At 64.1% G+C, this 14,355-nt stretch carries 10 protein-coding genes; 5 read left to right on the top strand and 5 right to left on the bottom strand.

Translation table 11 applies throughout. The features are described 5' to 3' along the window. Window positions 1–39: 39 nt before the first annotated feature. From ABIB06_RS16130 to ABIB06_RS16120, 3 genes are all read right to left on the bottom strand, one after another. On the bottom strand, window positions 40–1,503 hold the full coding sequence (locus ABIB06_RS16130; RefSeq protein WP_247345037.1) for a trehalose-6-phosphate synthase: 1,464 nt from the start codon (window positions 1,501–1,503) through the stop codon (window positions 40–42). A 241-nt stretch (window positions 1,504–1,744) separates the two neighbouring features. Next, window positions 1,745–2,566, bottom strand: a complete 822-nt coding sequence (otsB, locus tag ABIB06_RS16125; RefSeq protein WP_247345041.1) for a trehalose-phosphatase — start codon at window positions 2,564–2,566, stop codon at window positions 1,745–1,747. A gap of 3 nt (window positions 2,567–2,569) precedes the next feature. After that, window positions 2,570–4,057 carry an MFS transporter gene (locus tag ABIB06_RS16120; RefSeq protein WP_247345044.1) on the bottom strand — a complete coding sequence of 496 codons (1,488 nt, stop codon included), beginning with the start codon at window positions 4,055–4,057 and terminating at the stop codon, window positions 2,570–2,572. A 176-nt stretch (window positions 4,058–4,233) separates the two neighbouring features. Between ABIB06_RS16120 and ABIB06_RS16115 the strand changes: the two genes are divergently transcribed. Further along, window positions 4,234–4,572 (top strand): DUF3175 domain-containing protein, encoded by a 339-nt coding sequence (locus tag ABIB06_RS16115; protein ID WP_247345211.1) that lies wholly within the window; start codon window positions 4,234–4,236, stop codon window positions 4,570–4,572. A 39-nt stretch (window positions 4,573–4,611) separates the two neighbouring features. Here ABIB06_RS16115 and ABIB06_RS16110 read toward each other — a convergent pair whose 3' ends face one another. Together ABIB06_RS16110 and ABIB06_RS16105 are read right to left on the bottom strand one after the other, a co-directional pair. Beyond that, a complete protein-coding gene (locus ABIB06_RS16110) occupies window positions 4,612–6,645 on the bottom strand; it encodes a methyl-accepting chemotaxis protein (RefSeq protein WP_247444613.1) in 2,034 nt (677 codons plus the stop codon). 268 nt (window positions 6,646–6,913) lie between these two features. Further along, window positions 6,914–8,953 (bottom strand): methyl-accepting chemotaxis protein, encoded by a 2,040-nt coding sequence (locus ABIB06_RS16105; protein WP_247345047.1) that lies wholly within the window; start codon window positions 8,951–8,953, stop codon window positions 6,914–6,916. Window positions 8,954–9,297: 344 nt separating this feature from the next. Between ABIB06_RS16105 and ABIB06_RS16100 the strand changes: the two genes are divergently transcribed. From ABIB06_RS16100 to ABIB06_RS16085, 4 genes are all read left to right on the top strand, one after another. Beyond that, complete coding sequence (locus tag ABIB06_RS16100; protein WP_247345050.1) at window positions 9,298–9,783, top strand: (2Fe-2S)-binding protein; 486 nt, start codon at window positions 9,298–9,300, stop codon at window positions 9,781–9,783. An 84-nt stretch (window positions 9,784–9,867) separates the two neighbouring features. After that, complete coding sequence (locus ABIB06_RS16095) at window positions 9,868–12,210, top strand: xanthine dehydrogenase family protein molybdopterin-binding subunit (RefSeq protein WP_247345052.1); 2,343 nt, start codon at window positions 9,868–9,870, stop codon at window positions 12,208–12,210. Window positions 12,211–12,225: 15 nt separating this feature from the next. After that, on the top strand, window positions 12,226–13,026 hold the full coding sequence (locus ABIB06_RS16090; RefSeq protein WP_247345055.1) for an FAD binding domain-containing protein: 801 nt from the start codon (window positions 12,226–12,228) through the stop codon (window positions 13,024–13,026). Window positions 13,027–13,225: 199 nt separating this feature from the next. Further along, on the top strand, window positions 13,226–14,338 hold the full coding sequence (locus ABIB06_RS16085; RefSeq protein WP_247345058.1) for a CaiB/BaiF CoA transferase family protein: 1,113 nt from the start codon (window positions 13,226–13,228) through the stop codon (window positions 14,336–14,338). Window positions 14,339–14,355: the final 17 nt, after the last annotated feature.

Raw genomic sequence — 14,355 nt, 5'->3', positions numbered from 1 at the left:
TCACCTCGGCCCTTCCCATAAGAATCGGGCGAGCAAGAGCTAAATCAACCGCACACCTGAGATCGCGGACTTCAGCCAGCGCAACGCCTGAGGCGGCTGTGCTTCGAGCGGCGCCACCGCGGCCTTTTCGGTCCGGCACTTCTCCAGCTGGGCGACAAAATCCGCCGACCATCGCTGGATGGTGTGGCCGCGCAGCTTCTTCATCATCGCTTCCCAGCGCATCTTGCGCTCGGTGAGCGGCATCGCGGCCGCGACCGCGATCGCGCGCGCCATGCCGTCGATGTCGTGCGGATTGACCAGGAGGGCAGTGTCGAGTTCGTTGGCCGCGCCGGCGAATTTCGACAGCACCAGCACGCCGGGATCGGCCGGATTTTGCGCGGCGACGTATTCCTTGGCCACCAGATTCATGCCGTCATGCAGCGGCGTCACCACGCCGATCTGCGCGGTGCGGTAGAGACCCGAGAGCACGGCCTGGCTAAATCCCTTGTTGAGATAGCGGATCGGTGTCCAGTCGGCCTCGCCGTGGCGCCCGTTCACGTCGGACACGAGACGCGCGACCTCGCTCTGGAGATTGCCATAGGCCTCGATCGCACCGCGCGAGGGATTTGCGATCTGCAACAGCGAGATGCTGCGCGCAAACTGCGGATGCTCGGTCCAGAGCCGGTCGAATGCGCTGATGCGGTTGACGAGGCCCTTGGAATAGTCGAGCCGGTCGACGCCGATTGCCAGCCGCTCGCCGTTGAGGCTGCGGCGCAGCCGCGACACGTCCGGATGCGAAACCGACTTCGCCGCGTATTGCGCGAACTTCTCGGCATCGATGCCGATCGGAAAGACTTCGCAACGAGTTCGGCCATACTGCGAAATCGCGACCCCGTCCTCGACAACGAGGCCCAGTTCGCCCGCCACATAGCCGAGAAAATTCTGGCAATCGTCATTGGTCTGGAAGCCGAGCAGATCGTAGGCCAGCATCGCCGTGATCAGCTCGCGATGATTGGGCACGCCCTGCATCACCGCGGCGACCGGCCACGGCGTGTGCAGGAAGAAGCCGATCGGGTCATCGACGCCGAGATGGCGCAGTTCCGCGCCGAGCGCGAGGAAATGATAGTCCTGCACCCAGAACGCCGTTTGTGCTTTCCGGAAGCGCATCAAGGCGCGCGCCATGAAGGCGTTGACCTCGCGATAGCTCACATAGTCATCACGCGAGACGCGGATCAGGTCGCTGCGCGAGTGCAGCGCCGGCCACAAGGCTGAGTTGGCAAAGCCTTCGTAATAGCCGCCATAATGCGCCGCCGGCAGATCCAGCGTTGCGATCGCACCCGAACCCAGTGCTTCAATCTCGGCAAACGGTTCCTTTTGATGGCCATCCCGCACGCGACCTGAGGAACCCACCCAGATTGCGCCTGAATTCTCAACGACCGGAAGCAACGCAGCCGCGAGCCCGCCCGTCATCGGCTCGTTAGGTTTGCCGCGCGCAACACGATTTGAAACGACGATTAAGTTCACAGGTCGTCCCCTCCTGTTCATTCCACCCTATTTAACTGCCGTTCATCAATATGGTTCCTGATCATCATTTCTTCGGATTGAAACCAAAATCAGGCGCGCGCATTGGAACCAGTTTTTCCTGATGGGAACATGCCGATTTCGTTCAACAAAAACCGGTTTGGTGGCCGGGACATGCAGCACGAATAGCGCGCGCACCGGAACCATTGCGAGCGCCCAAATGTGGCTTCGAGATGTCGGTGCCTTATTCCAATCTTGTGTCGTCGAGCAGACGCGCGAGGAATGTGCGCACATCGTTCGGCGCATCGAAATGGCCGTCGACGCCGATGGCGCGGCGGCCCACCGAGAACGAGAGCCCGTTCATGTCGGGCATGATCGCGAACACGGTCTCGTCGGTGACGTCGTCGCCGATGAAGATCGGGCGGCGCCCCTTGAATGGCTCGTGCGTCATCAACTCGCGCACGCCGGTCGCCTTGGTGAAACCGGAATGCTTGATCTCGCAGACGAACTTGCCCGGCAGCACCTCGATCGGCGCATTGGGCAGATCGGCGCGGATCAGCGAAACGGATTCATAGATCGCTTTCTCCGCATGCGGCGCGAGGCGGTAGTGCAGCGCCAGCGAATAACCCTTGTCCTCGAGCAGAATGCCGGGACTGAGCTTGGCAACCGCTGCGAGCCGCCGCTTCAACTCCTTGTCCAGCGGCGGCGCGCTGACGGCATCGGCTTCGTTATCCACCGAAAGCCGCATCTCCGCGCCGTGGCCGGCGACGGCGCGAAATACATCGGGCGCGAAGATCAGATCGATGTCGTTGAGCGAACGGCCGCTGACCATCGCCAGCGCGCCCGACGTGCGCTCCGTCAGCCGGTTCAGCGTTTCCGACAGGCTTGGCGGCACCCACACCTCACGCGGCGTCGGCATCAGGTCGAGCAGCGTCCCGTCGATGTCGAGCAGAATCGCTGTCTCGTTGAGATGCGGCACGAGTGCGTGAGGCACCGGCACCGCATCGGGCGCTTCAATGTCGACCATGGTGCGCTTTTGATCCAGTTCAGCCAGTTCCGATTTCATAGTCTACTCCATAGATGCAAGCGGCCGCGCGATTTCTTCGAGCGATTTGCGTTCCGCTGAGACGGCATAGCGCCATGCCACGATCGCGGCCGCGATCATCAGGAATGACCCCAGCAAATAGCCGGCGAACACGCTGGTGCGTGATCCCGTGTCGATCAGCGCGCCGAATAGCGCGGGGCCGATCACGCCGCCTATGCCGGTGCCGACCGCGTAGAAGACCGCGATCGCCAGCGCGCGGACCTCCAGGGGGAACGTCTCGCTGACTGTGAGATAAGCGGCGCTCGCTGCGGGCGAGGCAAAGAAGAAGATCACCATCCAGGCGATAGTCTGTCCCTGTGCGCTCAGCGCGCCGATCGAAAACAGATAGCCGGACAGCGCCAGCAACAGGCCCGACGCGCCATAGGTGAACATGATCATGATGCGGCGGCCGAGCGTATCGAACAGCCGGCCGAGCAGCAGCGGACCAAGGAAATTGCCGGCGGCGAAGGGGAGCAGATACCAGCCGACATGATCGGCGCTGATCCCGTAAAAATCGGTCAGCACCAGCGCGAAGGTGAAGAAGATGGCATTGTAGAAGAAGGCCTGCGCGATCATCAGCACGAGGCCGACCATCGCCCGCTGGCGATAGACCGAGAACAGCGTGTGCACGACCTCCCGGATCGGCGTGTGATCGCGCATCTTCAGCCGGATCTTGGTGAAGCGCCCGTCGCTCGTATCCTGGTCGCGCCCGATCACCGAGCGCTCGATCTCGTCGACGATCTTGTGGGCCCGGTCGGGATGACCGTGGATCATCAGCCAGCGCGGACTCTCCGGAATCCACATCCGCATCAAGAGCACGACGAGACCGATGGCCGCGCCGATGAGATAAGCAAGACGCCAGCCGAGATCGGGACCGATCACAGCGGGATCGAGCAGCACGATGGCCGCCACCGCGCCCATGGCAGCACCGATCCAGAAGCTGCCATTGATGACGAGATCGGTCCAGCCGCGATAGCGCGCCGGTACCAGTTCCTGGATGGTCGAATTGATCGCGGTGTATTCGCCGCCGATGCCCGCGCCGGTGAGGAAGCGAAACAGCGCATAGCTCGCGACGTTCCATGACAGAGCCGTCGCGGCCGTTGCCGAGAGATAGAGCGCAAGCGTGATGAAGAACAGCTTCTTGCGGCCGATGCGGTCGGTCAGCCAGCCGAAACCGAGCGCGCCGAGCACAGCACCCGCAAGATAGGCGGAATTGGCAACGCCGAGATCGAGATTGGAGAAACGCATCGTGGGACTCTGCTTCAGCGCGCCGGAGAGCGCGCCGGCCAGCGTCACCTCGAGGCCATCCAGAATCCAGGTGATGCCGAGCGCGAGCACGACGCGCGTGTGAAAGCCGCTCCACGGCAGCGCGTCGAGTCGCGAGGGAATGCTGGTCTCGATGATGCGATCGACCGCAGCCGCCGTGGAGACCACAGGTCCATCATTCGGCGCTGCGCTTCGCTGCAATTCCATCGCGTTGTTGCATCTGACCAATGGACGCCCCGGCACGGGAGGTGGACGCGGTCGATCCGATCAAAGGGGTGCGGCATTCCGCCTGCCACCTGCGACAACGTCTGCGGCGAGGGCAGGTTCCCTTGGAACGACCGTTCGCGCCGCTGGTTTTCGGTGGAGCCGCAAGGAGTTGGCGCATGGCTCATGTCAGAAGGAAGACACATTCTCGCAAAACAGCGGCGCGCAAGGGCACCAAACGCGCCTCACCGAAGCGCTGGTCACAGCGGGTGACGAAGGAGAGCGACGCGCTCGACCTCAAACACGGCGTGTTCAAGCTGACAAGCGCGAAGAAGATCGCGACTTCGCTGAAACGCTCGGCCGAGCACAGCGCGCGCCGCAAGACCGGCGCCTATCGCTCGGCGCTGTCGATGCTGACGTTCTACATCAACCGCGCTGGCAAGACGCTGCCGCAGACGCAGCGCACGCGGCTGGAGCGAGCAAAGGTGGAGCTGAAGCGGGTATTCGGGAGGGAGTGAGCGCGGAAAGCGCGCCGCTCGCTCTGCCGTAACGAAGCCCTACGCCGCCCGGATATTCCCCATGAAGCGGTCGAGCTCGGCGCGCAACCGGGTGCTTTCGGATGACAGCGTCTTGGCCGAGTGCAGCACCTCTTCCGAGGCCGAGCCGGTCTCGGCGGCGCCGCGATTGACCTGACCGATGTCGGTGGCGGCGGTCTGGGTGCCCTGTGCGACGGTCTGGACGCTGCGCGCGATTTCTTGCGTCGCCGCGCCCTGCTGCTCGACTGCGCTCGCAATCGACGTCGAGATCGACGAGATCTGGCCGATGGTGGCGCCGATCTCCTTGATCGCCGCAACCGATTCGGCAGTCGCGCCCTGCATACCCGTGATGTGCGAGGAGATCTCGTCGGTGGCCTTCGCGGTCTGGCTCGCGAGCGACTTCACTTCGCTGGCGACAACTGCAAAGCCGCGGCCGGCTTCACCGGCGCGTGCCGCCTCGATGGTGGCATTGAGCGCCAGAAGGTTGGTCTGCTCGGCAATCGCCGTGATGAGCTTGACGACCTCCCCGATCTGCTGGGCGGCGTGCGAGAGCTTGCCGATGCGACCGTCGGTCTCTTTCGCCTGCACCACGGCAGCTTCGGCAATGCGGCTGGAATCGCGGACCTGGCGGCCGATCTCTTCGACCGAGGCCGAAAGCTCTTCCGTCGCGGTCGCGACCGACTGCATGTTGCTGGAGGCCTGCTCGGAGACGTCGGCGACCTGGCTCGACAGGCTCTGCGTGGTCTCGGCGGTGCGGGTCAGCGTCGAGGCCGCCGATTCCAGCTGTACGGCGGAAGCCGAGACGTTGGAGACGATGGCGCCGACCGCGCTCTCGAAATCGTCGGCGAAGCGAATCAGCTCGGAACGGCGGCTTGCGGCCTGCTCCCTGTTCTGGACTTCGCTCGCGGCGGCATCGCGCTCGGCCTTGGCCACGGCCTGCATCTTGAACTCCTCGACCGCGCCGGCCATCTCGCCGATCTCGTCCTTGCGGCCCAGGCCCGGCAGCACGACGTCGAAATTACCCGAGGCAAGCTCGCGCATCGCCTTGCACATCGCGATCATCGGACGCGAAATGCCATTGCCCAGCATCCAGGCCAACACGGCGCCAATGGCGAGGCCGCCGAGCGCCATCATCAGCATCGTCCGCTCGGTGTCGCCGATGGTGGCATTGGCGCTCTCCTCGATGCGCTGCTGATCGGCTGAGAGGTCCGACCGCAGCTCGCCCGAGAGTTTCAGGATGGCCGCCGCCGTCTTGGTCATCTCCCCGTTCGACTTGACGATGACCTTCACATTCTCGGTCAGCTTTCCGAACGAGGTGCGGTACTGCTTCAGGAGATTGCCGATCTCGGTGACGCGGTCGGTGATCTTCTGCTCGTTGGCATAGATCGAGACCAGCAGGGTCTCCAGAAACTTGATGCGGGCGGTCACGCCGTCGGCGCTCTTCGGCTCCGGCTTGGCGACGAAGGCGCCGACCGAGGTAGAGACCGCAAGGTATTGCGATGTGATGTCCTTGGCCGTGGTCTGAACGGATGCAAGCCCCGCCAGCGCGGCGGTGTCGGCGAGATCGTCGAACTTGAAGCGGATCTTATTGCCGACGCTGTTGAGCTCATCGGCCGCGATCTTGTTGTTCTCGCGTGTCAACGTGATGATCTCGCTGAACACCTTCGTAAAACGCTGGAACTCGGCTTCGAGCCTGCCGACCTGCTCACGGCGCGCCGCGCCCGTGGTCGCGGCCGTCGACTTGGCGATCGCCGCCTTCAGATTTTGTTCGGCGGCCTTGGCCGCGGTCTCGTCATCCGCCGCGCCGGTCAGCGCATAAGCCCGCGCCAGCCCCTGGTAGCTGATCAGCTCGCGATCGACCGTCCGTGCAAGGTCCGCTTCCGCCACGCTGGCGCGGTAGGAGGCCACGGCGGCCTGGATCCGCTCGAAGCCGAAATAGGCGAAAGCCATGCTGACGGCGAGGATGGCGAGCACCGCCACGAAGCCAAGGATGATTTTTGCGCGAAAGCGCAGGGTGAGCAGCTTCGATGTGTTCGGCTTCGACTTGACGGGCATTCCCCCACCCCATTCCATTCGCGGAAAACCAGGCGCAGCCCGGAAGCAGCCCGCTTCCTGACTCTTCTGCACGTTACGGGGCAAAGGATAAGCGGCGGTAAATTTGTGGCGCCGCAACTAGCGGTTAGGTGACGCGGGGGTGTCTTCATATGATCACTCCCCTCGTCGGAGCGGTTTGACGAAGACGCGGGGTTACCGGCCACGCGCCGCAACTCTTCGCTGAATAATGGGTCTGGCTTCGCCAGGACGACATTGGAAAAGCGACTGCCTACGCCGCCCGGATATTCCCCATGAAGCGGTCGAGCTCGGCGCGCAACCGGGTGCTTTCGGATGACAGCGTCTTGGCCGAGTGCAGCACCTCTTCCGAGGCCGAGCCGGTCTCGGCGGCGCCGCGATTGACCTGACCGATGTCGGTGGCGGCGGTCTGGGTGCCCTGTGCGACGGTCTGGACGCTGCGCGCGATTTCTTGCGTCGCCGCGCCCTGCTGCTCGACTGCGCTCGCAATCGACGTCGAGATCGACGAGATCTGGCCGATGGTGGCGCCGATCTCCTTGATCGCCGCAACCGATTCGGCAGTCGCGCCCTGCATGCCCGTGATGTGCGAGGAGATCTCGTCGGTGGCCTTCGCGGTCTGGCTCGCGAGCGACTTCACTTCGCTGGCGACAACTGCAAAGCCGCGGCCGGCTTCACCGGCGCGTGCCGCCTCGATGGTGGCATTGAGCGCCAGAAGGTTGGTCTGCTCGGCAATCGCCGTGATGAGCTTGACGACCTCGCCGATCTGCTGGGCGGCGTGCGAGAGCTTGCCGATGCGACCATCGGTCTCCTTCGCCTGCACCACGGCAGCTTCGGCAATGCGGCTGGAATCGCGCACCTGGCGGCCGATCTCTTCGACCGAGGCCGAGAGCTCTTCCGTCGCGGTCGCGACCGACTGCATGTTGCTGGAGGCCTGCTCGGAGACGTCGGCGACCTGGCTCGACAGGCTCTGCGTGGTCTCGGCGGTGCGGGTCAACGTCGAGGCCGCCGATTCCAGCTGCACGGCGGAGGCCGAGACGTTGGAGACGATGGCGCCGACCGCGCTCTCGAAATCGTCGGCGAAACGAATCAGCTCGGAACGGCGGCTTGCGGCCTGCTCCCTGTTCTGGACTTCGCTCGCGGCGGCGTCGCGCTCGGCCTTGGCCACGGCCTGCACCTTGAACTCCTCGACCGCGCCGGCCATCTCGCCGACCTCGTCCTTGCGGCCCAGGCCCGGCAGCACGACGTCGAAATTACCCGAGGCAAGCTCGCGCATCGCCTTGCACATCGCGATCATCGGACGCGAAATGCCGGTGCCGAGCAGGAAGGCGAGGACCGCGCCGAGCAGCGTGCCGCCGATGGCCAGCATCAGCACCAGTTGCTCGGTCTTCCCGATGGTCGCTTCCGATTCGGATTCCAGCCGCTGCTGTTCGGCGACGAGGTCCGCCTTCATGGCGGTGGCACCCTGAAGGATCGCTCCGGCCGAGCCGCTCATCTCGGTGACGAGATCGTCGACCATCTTGGCGTTGGCGATCAGCTTCTCCAGCGCTTCGCGATAGGCCCCTAACAGCGCCTTGGCCTCCTTCAGGCCGGCGACGATCTTGTCGTCCATGGAATAGACCGCGCCGAGCGAGTTCTCGACGAATTTCAGCCGCGCCAGCGCGCTGGTCGCAATCGCCTGCTCGGACGTCAGCACGAAATTGGTCGCCGCCGCGTTCGCGGTCTGGAACTGGGCGTTGACCTGCTTGGTGCCGAACTCGATCGACTGCGCCTCGGAATCGGAGGCGTTGTTGCCGATGTCGTCGAGCTTGTATTTCAGGAGGTTGGCGTTGCGCGTAAGCTGGTTCTGCACCAGCAGCGCGCTGTCACGCTTGGCCTGAAGGACCTTTGCGAAGGTCGCGGAGAAGTTGGAAAACTCCTTGGCGAGCTTGCCCAGGCTTTCCTGGCGCGCCGGCCTCTTGGCGCTCCTGGTGGCCTGGTCGATGGCGTTCTTGAGGTTGGCCTCGGTGTCCAGCGCCGCCTTGGCGTCGTCCTCCTTGCCGGTGACGACGAAATATTTGACGGCCGAGCGATAGGCGAGCAGCTCGCGGTCGATATTACGGGCGAGATCGGCCTCGGTGACGCTGGCGCGGTAGGACCCGACCCCGGACGAGACCCGCTCGAAGCCAAAATACGAGAAGGCCATGCTGCCGGCGGAGATCACCAGCACGGCGGCAAAACCCAGAATGATCTTGGCCCGGAACCTGAGGGTCGGCATTATAGTGCGCTTCGAGGACGACGCGATACGCCCGGACATTCCTACCCCCATTTTCTGTTCAGCCGCGATCCGGTGGCGCCCCGCCCCCTGACCTGGCTGCGCAAAACTAAGGCAGAATCGATAAGGGGCGGTAAATTCGGCGCGCCCCGCAGATTTTCGGCTCAACCGGCCAAGGCGGCCCGCATGGGGATATAGAGGCTGGCATCCCACGTCGGCCCGGCGCGGCGTTCCGGATCCCGTCGACTCTTCCCCCAAATCAACGCAGGCCCGTCTGGATCAATGACTTTTCCATGACGAAGGCGACCAAAAATCCTAGTTGCAAAGTTCCGGGTCGCTGTCTCTAATTGGAAACAATCAAAATCAATCCCGGGAGGACTTCAACCGTGTCTACAGTCAAACTGACGGTGAACGGCAAGGCCGTTGCTGTCGACGTCGAGGACCGCACGCTGCTGGTCCAGCTGCTGCGCGAACACCTCAACCTCACCGGAACCCATGTCGGCTGCGACACCAGCCAGTGCGGCGCCTGCGTCGTCCACGTGGACGGCAAGGCGGTGAAATCCTGCACCATGCTGGCGGGCCAAGCCGACGGCGCCAGCGTCACCACCATCGAAGGCATCGCCAAAGGCGACGAACTGCACCCGATGCAGGCCGCGTTCCGCGACAATCACGGCCTGCAATGCGGCTATTGCACGCCGGGCATGATCATGTCGGCGATCGACATCGTGCATCGTCATGGTGGCGAGCTCGACGAGACCACCGTCCGTCACGAGCTCGAAGGCAATATCTGCCGCTGCACCGGCTATCACAACATCGTCAAAGCCGTGCTGGATGCGGCCGGGCGCATGAAGGTCTCGCAGGCGGCCGAGTAAGCGGCGCGCCTCGAAATAAGAACCACCGCTGCCGCTTTCGAGGGAAAGCGCGGTGAAAACAAATTCCGGTCGGGAGGACCAAACATGGGTGTTGAAGGCATTGGCGCGCGCGTCGTGCGCAAGGAAGACAAGCGTTTCATTACCGGCAAGGGCCGCTACGTCGACGACATCAAATTGCAGGGCATGACCCACGCCCATTTCATCCGCAGCCCGCACGCGCATGCCAAGGTGAAGGGGATCGATTCCTCCGCCGCCCTGAAGATGCCGGGCGTGGTCGCGGTGCTCACGGGACAAGAGATCGTCGACGACAAGGTCGGCAACCTGATCTGCGGCTGGGCCATCACCTCCAAGGACGGCAGCCCGATGAAGATGGGCGCATGGCCCGCGATGGCGCCGGAGACGGTGCGTTTCGTCGGCCAGGCCGTCGCAGTCGTGATCGCCGAGAGCAAGAACCTCGCGCGCGACGCGGCCGAAGCCGTGGTCGTGAACTACGAAGAACTGCCCGCGGTCGCCGACGTCCACGCCGCGATCAAGTCCGGCGCGCCGCAGCTGCATCCCGAAGCCCCCGGCAACCAAGTCTATGACTGGGTGATCGGCGACGAGGGCGCCGCGGACGCCGCCATCGCCAAGGCCGCCAACGTGGTGAAGCTCGACGTCACCAACAACCGCCTTGCGCCGAACGCGATGGAGCCGCGCGCGGCCATTGCCGATTACGATTCGGCGGAGGAGCATTTCACGCTCTACACGACGTCGCAGAACCCGCACGTGGCCCGCCTCGTGCTGTCGGCGTTCTACAACATCGCCCCTGAGCACAAGCTGCGCGTGATCGCGCCCGACGTCGGCGGCGGCTTCGGCTCCAAGATCTTCATCTATCCCGAAGAGATGGTGGCGCTGTGGGCCTCGAAGAAGGTCGGCCGTCCCGTGAAATGGACCGGCGACCGCACCGAGGCCTTCCTCACCGATGCGCATGGCCGCGACCACGTCACCCATGCCGAGATGGCGTTCGACGCCAACAACAAGATCACCGGCCTCAAGGTGAAGACCTACGCCAATTTCGGCGCCTATATGTCTCTGTTCTCGTCGTCGGTGCCGACCTATCTCTACGCGACGCTGCTGTCGGGTCAGTACAACATCCCGGCGATCCATGCCGAGGTGGTCGGGGTTTACACCAACACCACGCCGGTCGACGCCTATCGCGGCGCAGGCCGCCCCGAGGCGAGCTATCTGATCGAACGTCTGATGGAGACGGCGGCGCGGCAATTGAAGGTCGATCCGGCCGCGCTGCGCAGGTTGAACTTCATCACCCAGTTCCCGCACCAGACGCCGGTCATCATGGCCTATGACGCCGGCGACTTTAACGCCTCGCTCGATGCCGCGATGAAGGCGATCGATTATGCCGGCTTCGCCGGGCGCAAGGCCAAGGCGAAAGCCGACGGCAAGCTGCGCGGCATCGGCGTGTCCTGCTACATCGAGGCTTGCGGCATCGCGCCGTCCAAGGCGGTCGGCAGTCTCGGTGCCGGCGTCGGCTTGTGGGAATCGGCCGAGGTGCGCGTCAACCCGGTCGGTACCATCGAGGTCCTCACGGGATCGCACAGCCACGGCCAGGGTCACGAAACGACGTTCTGCCAGCTCGTCGCGGAGCGCCTCGGCGTTCCGATCAGCCAGGTCTCGATCGTCCATGGCGATACCGACAAGGTGCAGTTCGGCATGGGCACCTACGGCTCGCGTTCGGCAGCCGTCGGTCTCACCGCGATCCTGAAGGCCATGGAGAAGATGGAGTCCAAGGCCAAGAAGATCGCCGCGCATGCGCTGGAAGCCTCGGAGGGCGACATCGTCATCGAGAACGGCGAGTTCAAGGTGGCCGGTACCGACAAGGCGATCGCCTTCCCGATGGTCGCGCTCGCGGCCTACACCGCGCACAACCTGCCTGACGGAATGGAGCCGGGCTTGAAGGAAAGCGCCTTCTACGACCCGACCAACTTCACCTTCCCCGCCGGGGCGTACATCTGCGAGCTCGAAGTCGATCCCGGCACGGGCAAGACCACCTTCGTCAACTTCGTCGCGGCCGACGATTTCGGCCGGCTGATCAATCCGATGATCGTCGAGGGACAGGTCCATGGCGGCCTGGCCCAGGGCATTGGGCAGGCACTGCTCGAGCACGCGATCTACGATGCCAACGGCCAGCCGGTCACGGCCTCGTTCATGGATTACTCCATGCCGCGTGCCGACGATTTGCCCTCGTTCAACCTCTCCCACACCACGACGCTGTGCCCGGGCAATCCCTTGGGCATCAAGGGTTGCGGTGAGGCCGGCGCGATCGGCGCCTCCGCGGCCGTGATCAATGCGATCACGGATGCGATCGGCAAGAACAATCTGGAAATGCCCGCAACCCCTGACCGGGTGTGGCGCACGATCCACGCGGCTTAAGGGAGAGGAACGAAGATGTACCAGACCATTTATCATCGCGCGTCCTCGGTTGACGAAGCCGTCAGCCTGTTCGCCAAGAGCACCGAGGCGAAATTCCTCGCCGGCGGCCAGACGCTGCTGCCGGTCATGAAGCAGCGCCTCGCCAGCCCGTCCGACGTGATCGATCTCGGCAAGATCAAGGAGCTGCAAGGCGTCGAGCTCTTAGGCGACGTGCTGACCATCAAGGCCGGCACGACCTATTTCGACATCATGCAGAATGCCGATGTGAAGAAGGCGATCCCTGCGATTGCCTATCTCACGTCGATGCTCGGTGATCCCGCCGTACGCTATCGCGGCACGATCGGCGGCTCGATCGCCAACAACGATCCCGCCGCGGATTATCCGGCCGCGCTGCTCGCGCTCGGCGCCACCGTGAAAACCAACAAGCGGTCGATTGCGGCGGAGGATTTCTTCCAGGGTCTGTTCACCACGGCGCTGGAAGACGGCGAGATCATCACCGCCGTGTCGTTCCCGGTTCCGGCGAAGGCAGGCTACGAAAAGATGCGGCACCCGGCCTCCCGCTTCGCACTGACCGCCGTGTTCGTGGCACAGACGAAGTCGGGCGAGATTCGGGTGGCCGCCACAGGCGCTTCGGAGAGCGGCGTGATGCGGGTCCCCGCGATCGAAGCAGCGCTGAAGGCGAACTGGTCACCTTCGGCGATCGACAGCGTCAGCATTTCGGCGAGCAATTTGCTGGCCGACATCCACGGCACCGCCGAGTACCGCGCCAACTTGATCAAGGTGATGGCGCAACGCGCGGTGGCTGCGGCCGGCTGATAGCGCCTCGACGCAAATTTTCCGCGGCGCGCACTTCGGTGCGCGCCGTTTTTATTTTGGCCACGCGGCATGAAAACCGCTTGCCTCACCGGCGTGAAGGCGAGAAAAGTTAATCAGCCAATTAACTCGCCCCACAGAGAACGCCTCGGCGCTCGCCGACCATCGGCAATACGCGCCTTGGATCCGAGGAAACAAAAACGTGCTCGATCAACCAGCCCCCACCTCTTCCGTCCGCACCTCTGGCCCGCTGTCGGGCTTCCGCATCGTCGAATTCGCGGGCATCGGCCCCGGACCGTTCGCCTGCATGATGCTGGCCGACATGGGCGCCGACGTCGTCACCCTCGACCGCGTCGGCGCGAAGAAGAGCATGAAGTCGGTGGCGGGGCGCGGCCGCAAGGTGATCGAGCTCGATCTCAAGGACAAGGCGGCCATCGCGGAAGTGCTCGACCTGCTTGCAAACGCCGACGCGCTGGTCGAGGGATTTCGCCCCGGCGTGATGGAGCGGCTCGGGCTCGGCCCCGACATTGTGCTCGCGCGCAATCCAAAACTGGTCTACGGCCGCATGACCGGCTGGGGCCAGCAGGGCCCGCTCGCCAATGCCGCAGGCCACGACATCAACTACATCTCCATCACCGGCGCGCTCGCCGCGATCGGCACCAAGGAAGCGCCGGTGCCGCCCCTCAATTTGGTCGGCGATTTCGGGGGCGGCGCACTCTATCTCGTCGTCGGCGTGCTTGCGGCGCTGCTGGATGCCTCGAGGTCCGGCAAGGGCCAGGTCGTCGATGCCGCGATGTGCGACGGCGCGGCATCGCTGATGTCGTTCTTCTTCGACATGACCACGCTCGGCCGCTGGACCGAAGGCCGCAACCAGAATTTTCTCGATGGCGGCGCGCATTTCTACGGCGTCTACGAATGCGCTTGCGGCCATTTCGTCTCGATCGGCTCGATCGAGCCGCAGTTCTACGCGCTGCTGCGCGAGCATGCGGGCCTGACAGACGCCGATTTCGATGCGCAGATGGACCGCAAGGCCTGGCCCGCGCTGAAGCAGAAGTTGCAGGCGGTGTTCAAGAGCAAGACGCGTGAGGACTGGTGCAAGATCATGGAAGGCAGCGACATCTGTTTCGCGCCGGTGCTGACCATGTCGGAAGCGACCGAGCATCCGCACATGGTCGCCCGACAGGTCTTTGTCGAGCGCCACGGCGTGAAGCAGCCGGCGCCGGCGCCGCGGTTCTCGCGGACGCCGTCGGCGGTGCGCGAGCCGGAAGGGGCGGAGATCGGCGCGGTGACGAAGGCGTGGAAGGCTGAGAAATAAGGGCCGCGGTTGCGTCA

This window comes from Bradyrhizobium sp. LB8.2 (assembly GCF_040548035.1).
Taxonomy (GTDB): Bacteria; Pseudomonadota; Alphaproteobacteria; order Rhizobiales; family Xanthobacteraceae; genus Bradyrhizobium.
Note: the sequence above shows the minus strand (reverse complement) of the source record. Positions and strands in the feature narration are given on the sequence as shown.